Origin of the sequence: uncultured Vibrio sp., assembly GCF_947488985.1 — a bacterium.
Lineage (GTDB): Bacteria > Pseudomonadota > Gammaproteobacteria > Enterobacterales > Vibrionaceae > Vibrio.
In genome coordinates this window covers 1-15,678 of sequence record NZ_CANLBV010000094.1, presented here as the reverse complement: position 1 = coordinate 15,678, position 15,678 = coordinate 1, and the positions used below count along the sequence as shown (strand labels likewise).

13 protein-coding genes are annotated in these 15,678 nt (G+C 45.8%); 2 read left to right on the top strand and 11 right to left on the bottom strand.

Going from position 1 to position 15,678, the window contains the following annotated elements; translation table 11 throughout:
• Positions 1 to 210 precede the first annotated feature (210 nt).
• Positions 211 to 1,638: a PLP-dependent aminotransferase family protein gene (locus tag Q1A70_RS16225; RefSeq protein ID WP_299693904.1), complete on the top strand. Its 1,428-nt coding sequence runs from the start codon at positions 211 to 213 to the stop codon at positions 1,636 to 1,638.
• Between the two features lie 97 nt (positions 1,639 to 1,735).
• Here the strand turns inward: Q1A70_RS16225 and Q1A70_RS16220 are convergent, their stop codons facing one another.
• From Q1A70_RS16220 to Q1A70_RS16205, 4 genes are all read right to left on the bottom strand, one after another.
• The gene (locus Q1A70_RS16220; RefSeq protein WP_176678843.1) at positions 1,736 to 2,284 is read right to left on the bottom strand and encodes a carboxymuconolactone decarboxylase family protein; all 549 of its coding nucleotides are present in this window, start codon (positions 2,282 to 2,284) and stop codon (positions 1,736 to 1,738) included.
• A gap of 279 nt (positions 2,285 to 2,563) precedes the next feature.
• Complete coding sequence (locus Q1A70_RS16215) at positions 2,564 to 3,127, bottom strand: N-acetyltransferase (protein WP_299693900.1); 564 nt, start codon at positions 3,125 to 3,127, stop codon at positions 2,564 to 2,566.
• On the bottom strand, positions 3,128 to 4,360 hold the full coding sequence (locus Q1A70_RS16210) for a methyltransferase domain-containing protein (protein ID WP_299693897.1): 1,233 nt from the start codon (positions 4,358 to 4,360) through the stop codon (positions 3,128 to 3,130).
• Positions 4,361 to 4,550: 190 nt separating this feature from the next.
• Entirely contained in the window at positions 4,551 to 6,530 is a 1,980-nt protein-coding gene (locus Q1A70_RS16205) for a nitrate- and nitrite sensing domain-containing protein (protein WP_299693894.1), read from the bottom strand.
• Between the two features lie 385 nt (positions 6,531 to 6,915).
• Here Q1A70_RS16205 and Q1A70_RS16200 point away from each other — a divergent pair, with 385 nt between their 5' ends.
• On the top strand, positions 6,916 to 7,500 hold the full coding sequence (locus Q1A70_RS16200; RefSeq protein WP_299693891.1) for a TetR/AcrR family transcriptional regulator: 585 nt from the start codon (positions 6,916 to 6,918) through the stop codon (positions 7,498 to 7,500).
• Between the two features lie 246 nt (positions 7,501 to 7,746).
• Here Q1A70_RS16200 and ugpC read toward each other — a convergent pair whose 3' ends face one another.
• From ugpC to Q1A70_RS16165, 7 genes are all read right to left on the bottom strand, one after another.
• Positions 7,747 to 8,883, bottom strand: coding sequence for a sn-glycerol-3-phosphate ABC transporter ATP-binding protein UgpC (gene ugpC, locus Q1A70_RS16195; protein WP_299693888.1), 1,137 nt, complete (start codon positions 8,881 to 8,883; stop codon positions 7,747 to 7,749).
• A gap of 57 nt (positions 8,884 to 8,940) precedes the next feature.
• Positions 8,941 to 9,675 (bottom strand): HAD family hydrolase, encoded by a 735-nt coding sequence (locus Q1A70_RS16190; RefSeq protein ID WP_363318256.1) that lies wholly within the window; start codon positions 9,673 to 9,675, stop codon positions 8,941 to 8,943.
• Positions 9,665 to 11,161, bottom strand: a complete 1,497-nt coding sequence (locus tag Q1A70_RS16185; protein ID WP_299693882.1) for a CehA/McbA family metallohydrolase — start codon at positions 11,159 to 11,161, stop codon at positions 9,665 to 9,667. Before Q1A70_RS16185 ends, Q1A70_RS16190 begins: the two co-directional genes overlap by 11 nt.
• A gap of 105 nt (positions 11,162 to 11,266) precedes the next feature.
• A complete protein-coding gene (locus Q1A70_RS16180; protein ID WP_299693879.1) occupies positions 11,267 to 12,547 on the bottom strand; it encodes an extracellular solute-binding protein in 1,281 nt (426 codons plus the stop codon).
• 6 nt (positions 12,548 to 12,553) lie between these two features.
• Positions 12,554 to 13,501, bottom strand: coding sequence for a carbohydrate ABC transporter permease (locus Q1A70_RS16175; protein WP_299693877.1), 948 nt, complete (start codon positions 13,499 to 13,501; stop codon positions 12,554 to 12,556).
• A gap of 24 nt (positions 13,502 to 13,525) precedes the next feature.
• On the bottom strand, positions 13,526 to 14,410 hold the full coding sequence (locus Q1A70_RS16170) for a sugar ABC transporter permease (RefSeq protein ID WP_299693875.1): 885 nt from the start codon (positions 14,408 to 14,410) through the stop codon (positions 13,526 to 13,528).
• 84 nt (positions 14,411 to 14,494) lie between these two features.
• On the bottom strand, positions 14,495 to 15,397 hold the full coding sequence (locus tag Q1A70_RS16165; RefSeq protein ID WP_299693872.1) for a LysR substrate-binding domain-containing protein: 903 nt from the start codon (positions 15,395 to 15,397) through the stop codon (positions 14,495 to 14,497).
• Between the last annotated feature and the right edge of the window lie 281 nt (positions 15,398 to 15,678).

The following is a 15,678-nucleotide window of genomic DNA, read 5'->3' as shown; positions in this document are numbered from 1 at the left end:
TACCTTTAACGATCAAAGTTAAAGGTTACGACGTTTATTGAAAGGATTGAATGAGTCGATTTAAAGACGCTTACATTTTAATTAACATGATAAACCTCTAGTCAACGATCAATTTATGCTGTTACCTTAGTTGGGTACAGAACATCAATAAAGACACAGATGTAACACTTTAAATAGTTACAGATTAAATGTAAGAAAGAGAAATAAAGCATGGAAGCGCTACAAAGCGGCAATAAATATCTCGCCACTGAGCAATACATCAAGGAACAGATTGATAAAGGATTATTTCATCCAGACGATCGCCTTCCCTCGATTCGCCAATTGAGTGAACAACTGGGAGTGAGTAAAAATACCGTGATCCGAGCTTATCAAGAGCTTGAAGCGACAGGTTGGGTGTATTCGGTGCCCAAATCGGGTTATCGAGTCAAAGTACCGAACACCGCAAGTTGGGATACAGCAAACCAGCCACAAAACGTCGACCTATTATCGGTTACAAAATCGGTGCTCTCTCGCCCCAAAAGCCGATTAACACTACTGGCAGGCTCTGCGCATCCCAACATAAACAATCCCGCTATTCGTAGCTTATATGCCGAGATTGGTCGCCATAGCCGTTTGCAAACACAGCTTCCCGGTTATTACCAATTGCCCCCTGGCGACGAGCAATTAGTAAAACAATTATTAAAGATAACCCATGATCTGGGCGTACCTGCAGGATCGAAAGAGATTGCGATAACTCACGGTGCACAACAGGCGATCAGCTTAGCGTTACGAGCGTTAACAAAACCCGGCGACATCGTGGCGGTTGAGTCTCCGTGCTATTTTGGGAATCTACTGTTGCTCGAATCCTTGGGCCTGCAAGTATTAGAGATCCCGAGTAGTGTGAGTCACGGCATTGATATCCCATCATTGCAGAGCGCGTTGGATAAATGGCCTGTGAAAACACTCATCGTCACACCCAATTTTGCCAATCCAACAGGCTCACGAATGCCCCTCGCTAATCGAAAAGCTTTGCTGACGATCACTGGTTCATTGCCGATCATCGAAGACGATGTGTTCGGTAGTCTGGCATTTGATCCCCCTATTGCTAGCCTCAAAGCACTTGATGATCAAGATAGGGTTATCTACGTTAACTCACTTTCCAAAACGTTAGACTCACGCCTACGGATCGGCTGGCTATTATCAGGCCGCTACCAAGCTTTGATCGAACAATATCTGCTTTGCGATAACATGGGCAGCTCAAATTTAATGCAATCTGCGGTGGGACAATTTCTCACCACTGGCAAATATCGTAGCCACCTAGCTAAAATGAAACGGCTCTACCAAACCAATCAAAAGCAGTTTCAAAATCGATTAATCCAAGCACTGGATAGCTATTCGCACCTTGAAGGGCGCTATCATTTATCCAAACCTGAAGGCTCCTTCTTAACCTGGATAACCTTGCCTGATTCAGTCGATAGCTACGCGGTCTATCAAGATTGTATAAAGCATAATTTAGGAATTTTACCCGGCACCGTTTTTGGCACCAACGACCAATATAAACACTGCTTGCGCTTCACTGTCGCCAACATCGAAGAGAGCAAAGATTGGAAAGAAGGAATTGTGGTGCTGGCTAAGTTGATTGCCAAGCATGTACGTTAACTGCTCCGCCAAAACAAGCTAGATCCTAAACACCACAAAGCCCCACTCAACCAAGCGGGGCTTTCATCATTCTTACAATTTAATTGGACAAAAGCGATTAACCTTCCCAAGCAAACTGTTCGAATACTTTGTCTACGGGTGTCTGAGCAACGTGGTTTACGTAGTTACTGATCACCTTCTGTGACAGCCCAAGAATCACTTCTAAAACTTGCTGTTGACCGTAACCCGCTGCGAAGAATGCTTCCATTTCATTTGCTGGCACATTGCCGCGATTACGAACCATGCTTAGTGTGAAATCGTGCAGTGCTTGTAACTTCTCCGTTGGCATTGCGGTGCGATTACGCAGTGCTTCAGTGATCGCAGGATCAACCTTCATTGAGTGTGCAATGCCTGTGTGCGCAGGTACGCAGTAGTGGCATTCGTGTTCAACGTTAATGGTTTGCCAAACAACTGTCAGCTCTTCGGCATCAAAAGATGAGTCGTTAAAAAGCTGATGAAGCTCTCTGTAGGCTTTCAGAGTATTTGGAGATTCGGCTAGCACACCAAACAACCCCGGTACTCTTCCCATCTGTTTTTTTGCTCCCTCAAGAATGAGTTTGCTTTGCTCTGGTGCTGATTCTACTGAGTGAATTTTGAAGTTGCTCATTGTTCTATTCCTATCAATTCTGATTCTAAATTTTGTCATTTACGGAGATATAGTGACCGCTATCCGTTGGTGTGAAAACAATATAAACCAAACCAGAACGATCGTTCAAGTAACATTTTGAACAATCGTTCAAAAATAAATATAGAGTAAGAAATTAATAAGGAAAACAGACGATCAAAATCGAATTATTGTTAATTTATCTTTTTGATTAAAAACAAAAAAGCCCATCAAGTAATACCTGATGGGCTTCCATTCATCTAAGATTTTATTTTTGAGCGTCTACCAGTATTCAACGTGAGCCAAAGCTTCAACACAGCTAGACTGTTCGCCCGTCACTTCGGTTTCACTGCCAGTCAGCGATTGAGCGATCCAACCGTGAGGGTAGCTCAACTCAAATGGTGCTGGGATTTGTTCAATAGTGATTTGCTCAAAGCCCACTCTTGAATAGTAACTAGGATCACCGTACGTCACCGCAAGTTCAACGCCCTGTTCTTTTAGAGTCTGTAAGCCGAAGTTAATCAGCTTTTGGCCAATACCGCGCTTTTGAACCTGAGTGCTCACCGCTACTGGCGAGAGTAAATACGCCTTGGTTTCATCGTCAAATGAAAGCGGCGTAAAAATAATCCCACCAACAATCGTGCTGTCAGATTCAATAGAATCATCTTCCGCAACAAAGCAAAGTAGCTCTGTTGGATCGGTGGTCGTTAAAAGATCGTTGGCAAGCTTACCCACTGTTTTACCTTCGTTCTCGCCTTCTGAATCGGTAAAGGTTTGAGTAAAAAGTTGAGTGATCGTTTCGATCTCGCTTGAATCATGTTGTCTAAATTTCATAGTGTTCTTCACTTACTGTACTTTCTTCAACACAAAGAAGTGATAATCAAAATCACGCTTAGCAGAGCTTTGGGAACCCTCCGAGAGTTCACTCTTAAGCCTGCTGTTATTGAAGAATTGTTTAATTTCATTGTCGCAATCTGCGAGCGCTTTTGAGTTTGGCATAGTCGCTTTCAAAGACTCGACTTGCTTTTGTAAAGGCTGATAATAGGCAAGCCACCCTTCATCGCTCATCGCAAAGTCACCCAAGACTTGATACCCCGCCGCCTTAGCATGCTTGATACGTTCGACTACCGTGGTCATATCTGGATACTCTTTCTGCCAGAACGCTTTGAATGATTCGCTTGGGTTCTCTGTGTTCCAGACCAAATCATTCACAACCAAGGTGCCATCATCGGTAAGTAGCTTCCGCCACTGCTTTAATGCTTTCTGGACACCCATGATGTAAGCGCTGCCTTCTGACCAGATCAGGTCGAACGACTTCGCTTCAAACGGCAAATCCATCATGCTTGCGCACACGGTTTGAACATTACTTTCTAAGCCAGATGCTTGTGCTTGCTCAGTTAGAATGTCCAAACTCGGTTGATCATTGTCGACCGCAATAATGTGTACGTCGGCTTGGTGCTTTTTGATGGCTTTCGCTAACACATTGGTCGCAATGCCTTTGCCACAACCAATCTCAAGTACGCGCTTAGGCGAAATCGGAACTTGTGCTAATGCCGCTAAAGTATCTTCAGCCGTTCCAGGTCCTAAGTGCTCTAAGCCCTCAAAGATAGCGCCAAAATCCGTCATGTATTGATCATGTTCATTCATGTCTTTTGATAACCACTTCAATCGCAAAGCCTGTTTCTCATCAAAGCCCTGCTTAATTAACCAATCGAGGTGTGCGTCTGGTGCCAGCTTATCCAATGACTCATGCCACGCTTCTAAACCACCTTCACCTAGCATTGCTGCTAGTAGATCCCGTGATCGTTGCTTTTGAACGAGCTCTTCGTCTAATTGCTTAAGGCGATTTTCCAGTAAGCTGCGCTCTATCTTTGCATCTAGACAAGCTTGGCCCTCTTTGAGCGTCAGCCCGCCTGCTTGTAGTTGCTGTAGCAAACGAACACGCTGAAGATCCTGCTCAGAATACAGACGATAACCATTACTTTGACGCTGAGCTTCAATCAAGCCTAACTTGCCGTAGTACAATAGTGTCGAGCGACTCAGGCCAACCAATTCGGCCAGTTCAGAGATACGATACATGCACTTCCCCTCTCATTTCGGTAGCAAAGATAAACTATGAAGCTGTAGTTAGGTCAAGAACCCATTCGATTTTAGCCTCAAATTACTCAAGGAATTTTATAATGAGAAAAATAACAAAAAGCCCGTTCGCCTTGCTGTTTGAACAGCAAGGCGAACGGGCTTGTTACTTTTTATTTGAGTACTCGCTTAGCTAGCCTTTAAAAGTATTCGCAATCTCTTTCAACGAAGCCGCCAGTGTTGCTTGCTCGTTAGCGGTTGCGGCAATTTGCGTGGCTCCTGTCGTCGATTCTGTCGATTTCTGCTCGACAGCGACCACATTCTGGGCAATATCTTGAGTGACAACCGCTTGCTCTTCGGTGGCGGTTGCTATCTGCTCTGTCATACCAAAGATCTCACTAACCGCTGTTGAGATGCTTTGCAAGGTGTGTTCGACCTCTTTGGCATCTTCAACTGCTCGTGATGACATCTTCTTACTGTTATCAATCACATTAAACGCGGTTTCTACGTTAGCCTGCAGAGAGCTAATAAAGCCTTCAATCTCCAAGGTCGACTGTTGAGTGCGCTGCGCCAGTGTACGAACTTCATCAGCCACTACTGCAAAGCCACGCCCTTGCTCACCCGCACGTGCCGCTTCGATCGCTGCATTTAATGCCAGTAAGTTAGTTTGGTCAGCAACGGACTTAATCACATCAATCACACTGTTAATGTTGTTACTACTTTCGTGTAAATGAGTAATTTTATCAGCTAAGCCATTAATCTCAGAGGCCAAAATCTCTATCGATTGGTAAGAGTGCTGCACCGTATTCAAGCCTTCTTGCGACTGCTCATCGACCAGTTTAGCGGAGCTTGCGGTCTGCTGAGTTTTCGCCGCGACTTCGTTTACAGTGGCCGATAACTCTTCTGTTGCGGTTGCGATCAAACCAATCTGGTCTTGTTGTTCCACTAAGGTGTGGGAGTTGTATTGACAAGTTTGCGCTGTCTCTTCTGCTGCTGAAGCCAGTGTCATACTCGATTGAGATAAGTTATCGATCACCTGAGAAAAATTCTCTAAGGTCGCATTCAGCGAAGCAGAGATCTGGCCCAGCTCGCTCTTCCCTTCGTAGCTTGCACGCACACTGAGATTATTGTCATCGCGAACTCGTGAAAGCACCAAGGTCAGATCTTTAACTCGAACCGTCAGGTCATTGATCGCTTTAAAGCTGATTAAGGTCGCAATCAACGTAATCACCACAAATATCGCAATTCTGCTCATCATTACCGCTTGAGCGTCCTCGGCTTTATGGTCCGTCAATGTGATAAGAGCGCCTGCTAATTGGTTTTCAGTCTTCTTCAACTGACCAATGCGTGCGGTTGATTGTGTGAACCAATATACTGGATCAACGTCAAAACCACTCATTTTCGATTGTGCGAGTTGGCGAAGCTTTTCCACTTCAGCCACTGATCGGTCATTCATTTGTTGCCTAAAAAAGCGAACATTGGCTTGGTTACTTAACACTTCGAAGTTCGAGAAGTAGGTGTTTTGCTCGGTAACCAAAGAGATAAATTTGACCAGCATACCTGACCCAAACTCGTTCTTTGAGAAGGTATTGTTGAGTACTGCGCGTTCAATGCCTGCCCGTTCTTTTCCTTGCAAGAAATTATAATAAGCGATGGTTTCTTTGCTAATAAGCGCATCGGAACTTAGCTCTGCAATACTCGCCGAGACACTAAGCAGCTTTGCATTTAGGTTAGTGTAGTAACCTAATGCCTCAGAAAGCGGGATCGATTGAGAGTTGACGCGATTGCGAATCGCAGTGATTTGATTGAGTCCTTGGCTGATTTCTGCATTCAGCTGAGTGATCTGTGGTAATTCAATGCCCGCCGATTGCCAGTATTCGTTCCTTTGCTTGCGTCTATTATCGACACTGGCTCTCTGCGCCTCCAATTCACTCACAAACTTAGTCCCTTGAGAGCCAATGAAGCCAGCAGTCATGCCACGTTCAACTTGTAACTCATGCACCAATTCACTGTAGACAACCGATAAATGCGTTAATTGGTTTAATGAAGTCATTTCCCTAGTGGTTTCTACGCCCCTTGAAATCGCAGAGGCGCTGAGCCATAGAAAGCCTAAGATCGGCAGAATAAGCAACGCAATGATTTTTTGCTTAAAAGACATATCCGTTAATTTCATTTTTATTCCCTAGCAGCCAACGAACTTTATTAGCCATAGAATTTCGGCACATTGATAATGCAGACATACCTAAAATTAGACTATTTAATTATTCAACTTGATTAGTAATATCAATTACCGTGCCATGTAAGACGGCAAATAACAAAAGTAACATTAAGCACTGAAAAACTCATTGATTTATCTGAATAAATGTTAGCTATTCGACTTATTCATACAAAAAAATGCGTCACATAATTCATCACATAAACCAGATGAATGGCTTTATATCATCAATTCAGTGCAGCGTGATTAGTTTTAGAGTTTGTAACATGACGAGGCGACTTTACTAGAACGAACGTTCAGCATAAAATATGGGTTATATGTTCAGATGATTAAAGTAGATGTTATGGCTAAAAACGCAAAATTCGATAGACAAGAAGTCATAGATAAAGCCACCAACCTGTACTGGGAAAAGGGCTTTCATGCAACTTCGATGCGCAACTTGCAAGATGTAGTTGATATGCGCCCAGGAAGCATCTATGCGACGTTTGGCAGTAAAGAAGGCCTATTTAAGGAGACGCTTGCTCGCTATACCGAGTTAGGTATTCTCAACCTGAACCGCTTGCGCAGCGAAACAGACTCTCCAATCAGAGCGCTTGAAAACTTTGTCAAACGCGCGGTCATCGAATCGAAACAGAGCGCGCCCAATGGTATGTGTATGCTCGCTAAAACTGTCGCTGAACTGACGGATGAGCATGCAGAGTTATTAGACGAAGCCAAGAAATCACTTAAGATCATGGAAGCTGAATTTGCCAAATCGATCGCTCACGCGCAGCAACTCGGGGAAATAAGTGACCAGCGTGAACCCGAGCAATTGGCGCGTCATGTACAGGTTCAGATTGCGGGCCTACGCACCTACGCGAAAACGTGTGACGACATCGACCTGCTTAATTCAATGGTTGAAGACGTATTTAAGTACCCCCCTTTTTAATGCCTGAGCCATTCTCTTTCACGGGCTTTTCCATCTCTGAACTGGCGAGATTATCGAGATTTTTCACAGACCATGATGATCTATTATTGACGACAAATACTATTAGTTAGTGATTACTCACTTTCGATAAAGTCATTATCTCTCGATACAAAAACCCCATCCACCTAACCAGTGAATGGGGTTCTTTATTTATCCTACCACTCTCAGCAATGCCGATGAGATTACGGCATCAAACCAAAGTAAAAATCAACTCTTAGGAGTAAGCGCCTGTTCAGTTTCCAAATCGAACAGATGGCACTGTGTCGTATTGAAGTGCAGCACCGCCTGTTCACCACTATGCGCAGCACGACCAATATCGAAAGGCACGCGAGCCACCAGCTTATCAGCACCCAATTTGAAGTAGAGATACAGCTCATTACCCATCGACTCGACCACATCAAGCCTGTGCGTTTGGGTATTCACTTCCAACAGCGGCGCATCGTGATTAGCCAGTTGAATGTGTTCTGGACGAACACCGAACCACACCCACTCACCCATCTTTTCACGAGCAATAACCTGCTTGTCTTGTGGAAGTGTCCAACGAGTACCACTTTCAGAAACCACGTTCATCACACCGTCAATCTCATCCAATCTCACCTTGAGAAGATTCATCGCTGGCGAACCAATAAAGCCTGCGACAAACTTGTTTGCTGGGTATTGATAAAGATTCATTGGCGTATCGACCTGCATGATCTCACCTTGATTCAACACACAGATACGATCGCCAAGGGTCATGGCTTCCACCTGATCGTGTGTCACGTAGATCATGGTGGCGTTCTGCCCTTCTTGCTTCAGATTGTTATGCAGCTGCGCAATGCTGACTCGTGTTGAAACACGCAGCTTTGCATCCAAATTAGACAAAGGCTCGTCAAACAAGAACACATCGGGCTTACGAACCATTGCACGACCAAGCGCCACACGCTGCCTTTGACCACCCGACATTTCACCCGGCTTGTTATTTAGCAGGTGTTCGATATCGAGAGTCTTGGCTGCATCTTCAATTCGCTCATTGATTTCATGCTTTGGCAGCTTCTGTTGCTTCAGGCCAAAAGCCATGTTTTCGTACACCGACATGTGCGGATAAAGCGCGTAGTTCTGAAACACCATCGAGATGCCACGATCTTTAGGTGGTAATTCGTTCACACGCTTATCGCCAATGTAGACATCGCCTTCTGAGATATCTTCAAGGCCTGCGATCATACGAAGGGTGGTGGATTTTGCGCAGCCAGACGGCCCGACAAACACCATAAACTCCCCTTCGCGAATATTAAGATCAACACCGTGCACGGCCTTAAAACCATTTGGGTAAATTTTCTCTACCCCTCTCAGGGTGACTTCAGCCATAACCTATCCTTAAATCAATTCGTTAAATACTATCTTTGCAATCTGTCGTTGAACGTTTTAGCTACGCTCTTGCAGTTGATTGAGCTCAAAATGGGCGACTGATGCGATAACCAAATCCGCCACTGGTTCCAACTCGCTGTGTTGAGCCGTGCCAGTCAGTACGCCAACATTTCTTGCACCTGCGTTGCGGCCAAATTCCATATCCGAAACCGTGTCACCAAACATGATCACTTCGTGTGGTTCGATACCGCATTTTTCACAGAATGCATTGAGCAGTGCGGGCGCAGGTTTAGGTTCGATATCACCATCGGAATAACCGACATAATCAAACATCTCGCTCAAACCCGATTGCTCTAGTGTGTAGATCGTTGAGTCTTTGGTATCCGCGGTCGCGATGCCTAAAATCATGCCTTGCTGCTTAAACAGACCAAGCTTTTCAGTCACACCCGGTAGGGCTTCAATCCAGCTTGGGTTCTCTTCCACTTCGTCATTGAAAGCCGCTTTGGTCAACTTGGTGAACTCAGCGAGCGAGACATTAGGTGTCAGCATGTTGAACCACGCTGTCGCGGTATCTTCCACTGGGTTTGAGGCTAATAGTCCATAGTTATCAACTACATCACCTTCAACACCGATGGCCAAGAGTAACTCAGCAGGTGTGACAGTTTGATTACCTTGATGCTGGTCACTGTAAGATTTCACACGCTCACAAGCACCACGAGAAACGTTAAGCCACATCTTGTGGAACTCTAACAATGTGCCGTCTTTATCAAATAACATCGCCTTAAACTTTATCACGGCTCATTCGCTCCATTAGTTCTCCCCAAGTACGCACTAGGGGTTGGTTAAATTCTGGTTGTTTGCCGTCAAATACGGCGTTGATGCAGCCTTCAAATTCGTGCTCGTTAGATGAAGGTTGAGTACTGTTGATTAATGCTGAAGAAAGTTCTCCTCGACGGATATCCACTCGACACCAACGGTAGCCTTCATCAATATGGATACTTTGCAGCTCATCATTCAGAGCGATTCGTTCAACAATCTCGCCATCCACCACGCACTCTGCGTAGTAAGGGTTTTCTGAATCAGAGACCGCAATTCGGTATGTTAGTGGTTGGCCTTGAGAGTCGTTGCCCGGTAGCAAGTCGCCTAAGTTGATGTCAAACTTCAGGCCACAGCGGCGCTCGAGGTAAACTTGCCCATTCCGCAAACCAGACAAGATGCCTTCACCGCTCAAGCCATGGCTGTATACGAAAGTTGATGGGTCACCGTAGATAGAAGGCTCATCCGATTTAGGATTACGCTCATGGGGCTCGAGGTGCGAATCACTGCCGCCAATCGCGGTAATGCGCTGGCCACAATTCCACATTTCATTGAAAACCAATAACGCTTCTTCCGTCGCTTTCGGTGAGGTCGACCAAGTTGGGTCACAACACACTTCAAACGTAGACACTTGGCTGAGATCCACCTGATCGTAATGCCAGTGCCACGGCTTCATCATCGGGTGATTAATGCCAAGTGAGCTGTGTCCACTTTTGGCTAAACTCAATCCCGCTTCCATGGTCGCTTGGCTGCTGTGCTCAACGTCTCTGAGGTCCAAAGACTTAACTGGACCATGCACATTGAAGTGCCCGAGATCGGTCGTGACTTCTAACGCAGGCAAGAACAAACACTGCTTTGATACTGGCAGTTTAGGCTGGCAGATGTTGTGCTCGGTAAAGAAGAAAAAATCGAGCCCTTGTGATTCCACAATGTCTTTAGCCGCGGCCAAGGTATTGTGACCATCAGAAAGCTGAGTGTGAGCGTGTAAGTCACCACGATACCAGCGAGAATCAGAACTCAGCATGTGGCTGTAATCAAACTCGATATCGTGATCAGTGGTGACCATTGGGTTCAGTTCTAGCTCACTCTCAATCCCGTCAGTACCTAGCTCATTAGAATGATTAACTAACTCATCAGAGCAAAGCACATCAACTTCATACTGCATCGCGCGCTCAGTTCGGAACTCACCTTCAAGGTTATAAAGTTCTAAGAACCACTCGCCCGGTGGAATCGCGCCATCAATCGCGCCTAACCCTGAATTTTGCGGTTGGATAGTGAGTGACTTGTGTGCCTTTTCAAACAGCACTTTGCCACGAAATGCTTGGTTGGCATCATACGCCGCTGCGTACAAGAATCCTTTTTTCACCGTTGTGCCGGTAATCGTTACGCAGTGAGAACCTGCTGGCACATCAAAGGGGATACGTACTCTGCCAAACGGCAGCTCACCTTGAAATTGGGTCATTGTCTTCACCAAATTCGTCCTAATTGAAGGACTGGGTCAAAAAGAGGCCCACTCGAATAGATGGGCCTTTATGTATGCAAAGAGAGTGTTAATCCACTTTACAGATTAAGATCGATTCGCTCGGTCTAGTGCACGCTGTGCTTTCTTAGCCGCTTGTTTTAGCGCTTTGTCAGCAGGCACGTTTTGGATTTGAATCTGATCCGCAGCCACCTTCAGCGCATCCATGATCTTACCGTTGGTAGGATCTAGGAAATCTTTGGTTGCCGTGTTCGCTTGCTTCAACGGGATCAGAGCTTGTGGGTTATCTTTAGTGAACGCTTGATATTTTGGTACTTCAGAAACGCTGTTACGCACTGGGATGTAACCTGTAAACATTGACCATGCCGCCGTGTTTTTCGCGTTGGTGTAGAACTCAACAAACTCGAACGCACCTTTAGCCGCTGCTTCGTCTGTGCCTTTTGGCATCACGTAAACCAGCGTACCCGCTTGTGGCGCAGAAGGGTTTGAGCCCCAACCTGGTTGTGTGGTTGCTGAAAGCTTAGTGAAGTCCAAATCACCTTGGTCACCCGATGAACCGGTGTAGCCTAGTGCGTTGTCTTTCATCACGTCATCAATGGTTTTGTACCAGTATTCCCAGCCTTGGCCACCGTAGTGAATGCGCATGATTTGATCATCGTGGATCCACTTACGGAAGCTATCCCATACCTCAACCCACTCTGGAGAGTCGATTAGCACTGTTTTGCCATCATCGCTAATGATCTGCGCTCCATTAGAAAACGCTGCGTCAATCATGTTGTCTTGACCCCACATCGGCTCCCAGCCGTAGAAGGTCACGTTACCTTTCTCGTCACGCTGTGTGACTTTCTCTGCGACCTTAGCCACGCCTTGCCATGTGTTTAGGTCTTGCTCAGTAAAGCCGTTGTCTGCTAACACCTGCTTGTTGTAGTAAAACACTTGAGTTGTGCCGTAAGCAGGTAGGCCGATAATAGTGCCATCGTCTGCGGTCACTTGATCTTTAAACGCACCAATGAAATCAGAGAAGTTGAACTCTTCATCCATGAATGGCGTTAGGTCACGGCTCAAACCACGCCCGTGCATCGCTTCCGCACGGCCTGAATCTAGCAGCACAAGTTCCGGTGCAGTTCTAGACGCTAGGCCTGCTTGCAGCTTCTGATAGGTTTCCGTGTAGTTACCTTGCAATGCAGGCTTCACCACATACTCATCTTGGCTCGCGTTGAACTCTTCGATGAGCTTAGTCATCATTTGCTGTGGCTTAGTACCACCGGAATACCAAAAGTTAACTTCGGTTGCGGCAAGAACACTGCTAGAGAACATAGACGCGCTTGCCACGCCAGCACACACTAGTGCGAGAGTTTTTAGTTTCATTTCCGTTTACTCTTTTACGCCGTTATCGGCGATACCTGAAAGAATCGTCTTTTGACAAATGACGAATAGAATTAACAAAGGCAGTACTGCAATGGTGCTCGCCGCCATGATTTGCGACCAGTTCAACCCATAGTTACCTTCGGCAATAAAGTAGTGGCGAATACCAGTAGCAATCAGATTTAAATCCTGAGTTGTTATCACTAGGCTCGGCCACATGTAGCTGTTGTAATTGGTAATAAAAGTGATGAGGAACAATGTTGCGACTGCTGCTCGGCATTGCGGTAAGATGATTGCCCATAAGATTTTGAGCTCACCTGCACCATCAATTCGTGCCGCTTCAATCAGCGACGGATGCACCTTGATAAACACTTGGCGTAGATAAAACACACCGAAAACCGACGCCGCGTTCGACGCCACTAAGCCCATGTGTGAGTCCAACAAACCCAGTTTTGCCAAGGTGATGTAAGACGGAATGTAAGTTACTGCGCCCGGCAACATATAACAGCCCATCACGATGAAATAGAGCACTGTCTTCGAGCGAAACTTAAGCTGAGTCAGCGCGTATGCAAACATCGCCGAATTCACAATCACCAACAGGGTGGTGAACAAAGCCACACTAAAGCTGTTAAAGATGTACAAGCCAAACGGCGCGCTGTGAAAGGTTTCGACAAAGGTTTCCCAGCGAAACTGCTCCGGAATCAAGTTCAGCGGGTTAGCAAAGATTTCATCATTGCTTTTCAGCGAACCAGACAACATCCATAAGAACGGGAACACCATAATGGTTCCGCACGTTGCCAAGAACAGGTGCTTCGCCAGTGCGATAAACGAACGGCGATCCACTGAGGTTTTCTTTGGCGCAACCTCTGATTTGGTCGCTTTGGTTTGGACTCTAACTTTGGTTTTCGCGGCGCTCTGATCCAATACTTGATTGGCATCCAATACTTGCGTGGTCATAATTCTGTCCTTTCAAAAAATCGACTAGTAGTACACCCAGCGCTTGCCGATGTAGGTATTAATAAGTGCCAACAATCCAGTAATCAGGAATATCACTAACGATGTCGCGGCCGCTGGTCCCATTTCGTAACGTTCAAACGCCTGTTGGTAGAACAAGTACAATAAGGTACGAGTCTCGCCACCCGGCCCGCCTTGCGTTAGGATCTGGAACTGATCGAACGCTTGCATTGCCGTGATAATATTGACCACCACCAAGAAGAATGTGGTTGGAGAAATCAGTGGCAGCGTTATCTTCAAAAAACGCGTTAAGCTGCTGCAACCATCAATCAAAGAGGCCTCATACAATGACTCTGGAATCTTGTTTAGCGCACTGATGTAAAACAGCATCGTCCAACCAATCGCCTGCCAAACCGTCACAATAATCACCGCAATCAAGGCTGTGTTTCCGTTCTCTAACCATGGAATCGCACTAAATCCTGCCGACTCCAATAAGTGGTTTGCCAAGCCCGACTTCGTCTCGAACACCCAAGACCACACAATCGAAACTGCGACCGTTGGCGTGATCCAAGGGGAAAAAATTACTGCTCGATAAAACTGGCTGCCTTTGAAGTTTTTGTGTAACAACATGGCAAACAGAAGACCCAATAAAATGGTTGGCACGACTACACCGAGCGAGAACCAAAAGGTGTTCATCGCCGCTTGCAGAAACTCAAAGTCTTCCACCATGTATTGGTAATTTTCGAGCCCGACAAAGTCATAGTCTGGCGAGATGTAATCCCAATCGGTGAAGCCGATATAAATGGAATAGCCAAACGGCACTAACCAAAAAGTAAACAGTGGAACTAACAGTGGCGCGGTAAACAGCAGCACTTTCAGTCGATTTGTCATGTGTTGTGAGAAAGCACTCATGGTGACCTCGTCCTTATTTGTATGCGGTTAAATTAAGGGGTTTGTGTGACAGGTTAGTAAGAGCGCCCTTCATTTTTTTTATGGCTACCCATTAGAAAATCTTTCTTCCAGCTCACCGTCTTCCAGCTGGTGATAAAGCCAATCACAAAAGAAATTCACCTTGGCACTGCGTCGATGTTTGGTAATCAAATAGTGGGCAGATTCAGCAGGCATTGAGGATTCCGTCGCCAGAACAAGATCGTTTTTTTCTAACAGCTCAGACACCGCAAGCGAACGCACCAACAACACGCCAATCCCATGCTTAACCGCCTCTAACGCATGCAAAGAGTTACTTACTTCGAGCAGCACCTTCGGTAAAGTCATCTCGAATTGGTTATGACTCAGCCATTGCAGCCAATTCTCTCGGTAGCCTTTTACTTGCACGGTCGGCAGAGCTGAAAAATCATGCACAGCCAAGGACTCTTGATATTGCTTTTTAAATTCTGGACTACACACCAACTGCCAGTGCTCTTGAAACAGTCGCTCACTATGAGTGTCTTCGCTTTCGACCTTGCCGTTGGTCAGTTCAATATCAACATTCTGACAAGGGTTGGTAGATGGCCAGTCCACCAGCTGAATATCGAGCCTGATAAAAGGGTATTTTTGATAAAAAGATGGCAGGCGAGGTAGCAGCCAGTTATGGCAAAAGGTGTGATTAACGCTCAGGCTCAATACGTCAGTTTCTTTTTCCCCAAACAGGATTTGAGTCTGTAGTTTCAGATGGGCTAATGAGCCCGCAACGATCGGTTGATAATGCTGGGCAGCCGACGTCAACTTTACGCCTTTGGAGCTGCGTTCAAACAAGGTGGTATCGAGAAAGGTTTCTAAACTTTTAAGCTGCTGACTCACTGCAGCTTGGGTAACACAAAGCTCGCGCGCAGCAGCACCAATAGAACCGAGGCGGGCAACAGCTTCAAACGCAACAAGGGCACGTAGAGGAGGTAACATGGCTTCACCTGATTGAAATAAAAGTGAAAAATACTTAAATCAGGTTTCAGTTTTTTGCGCTTACCGTTACAGATTAATGACGAAGGGACACCGTCTAAGAGACATCGAGCAAGTATTCCTAATCCCCTCCCTTCTCTTTTGTTGCTTATGGTTATGGATCGATTCTCGTTGTCTATTGTAAAACGAACAATAATCAACCACAAACACCCCCCCTCTGGCAGGATAGTTGTCACTGTTAAAATTTACCCAGCATGGGCGGTAATGAGTGAACCTTGTCTCGT

What these genes read in the sequence shown, in the direction of transcription:
- ugpC (WP_299693888.1), bottom strand. Translation starts at nt 8,883, where the DNA reads ATGGCTGAAGTCACCCTGAGAGGGGTAGAGAAAATTTACCCAAATGGT.
- Q1A70_RS16170 (WP_299693875.1), bottom strand. Translation starts at nt 14,410, where the DNA reads ATGAGTGCTTTCTCACAACACATGACAAATCGACTGAAAGTGCTGCTG.
- Q1A70_RS16185 (WP_299693882.1), bottom strand. Translation starts at nt 11,161, where the DNA reads ATGACCCAATTTCAAGGTGAGCTGCCGTTTGGCAGAGTACGTATCCCC.
- Q1A70_RS16210 (WP_299693897.1), bottom strand. Translation starts at nt 4,360, where the DNA reads ATGTATCGTATCTCTGAACTGGCCGAATTGGTTGGCCTGAGTCGCTCG.
- Q1A70_RS16220 (WP_176678843.1), bottom strand. Translation starts at nt 2,284, where the DNA reads ATGAGCAACTTCAAAATTCACTCAGTAGAATCAGCACCAGAGCAAAGC.
- Q1A70_RS16180 (WP_299693879.1), bottom strand. Translation starts at nt 12,547, where the DNA reads ATGAAACTAAAAACTCTCGCACTAGTGTGTGCTGGCGTGGCAAGCGCG.
- Q1A70_RS16175 (WP_299693877.1), bottom strand. Translation starts at nt 13,501, where the DNA reads ATGACCACGCAAGTATTGGATGCCAATCAAGTATTGGATCAGAGCGCC.
- Q1A70_RS16200 (WP_299693891.1), top strand. Translation starts at nt 6,916, where the DNA reads ATGGCTAAAAACGCAAAATTCGATAGACAAGAAGTCATAGATAAAGCC.
- Q1A70_RS16165 (WP_299693872.1), bottom strand. Translation starts at nt 15,397, where the DNA reads ATGTTACCTCCTCTACGTGCCCTTGTTGCGTTTGAAGCTGTTGCCCGC.
- Q1A70_RS16225 (WP_299693904.1), top strand. Translation starts at nt 211, where the DNA reads ATGGAAGCGCTACAAAGCGGCAATAAATATCTCGCCACTGAGCAATAC.
- Q1A70_RS16205 (WP_299693894.1), bottom strand. Translation starts at nt 6,530, where the DNA reads ATGAAATTAACGGATATGTCTTTTAAGCAAAAAATCATTGCGTTGCTT.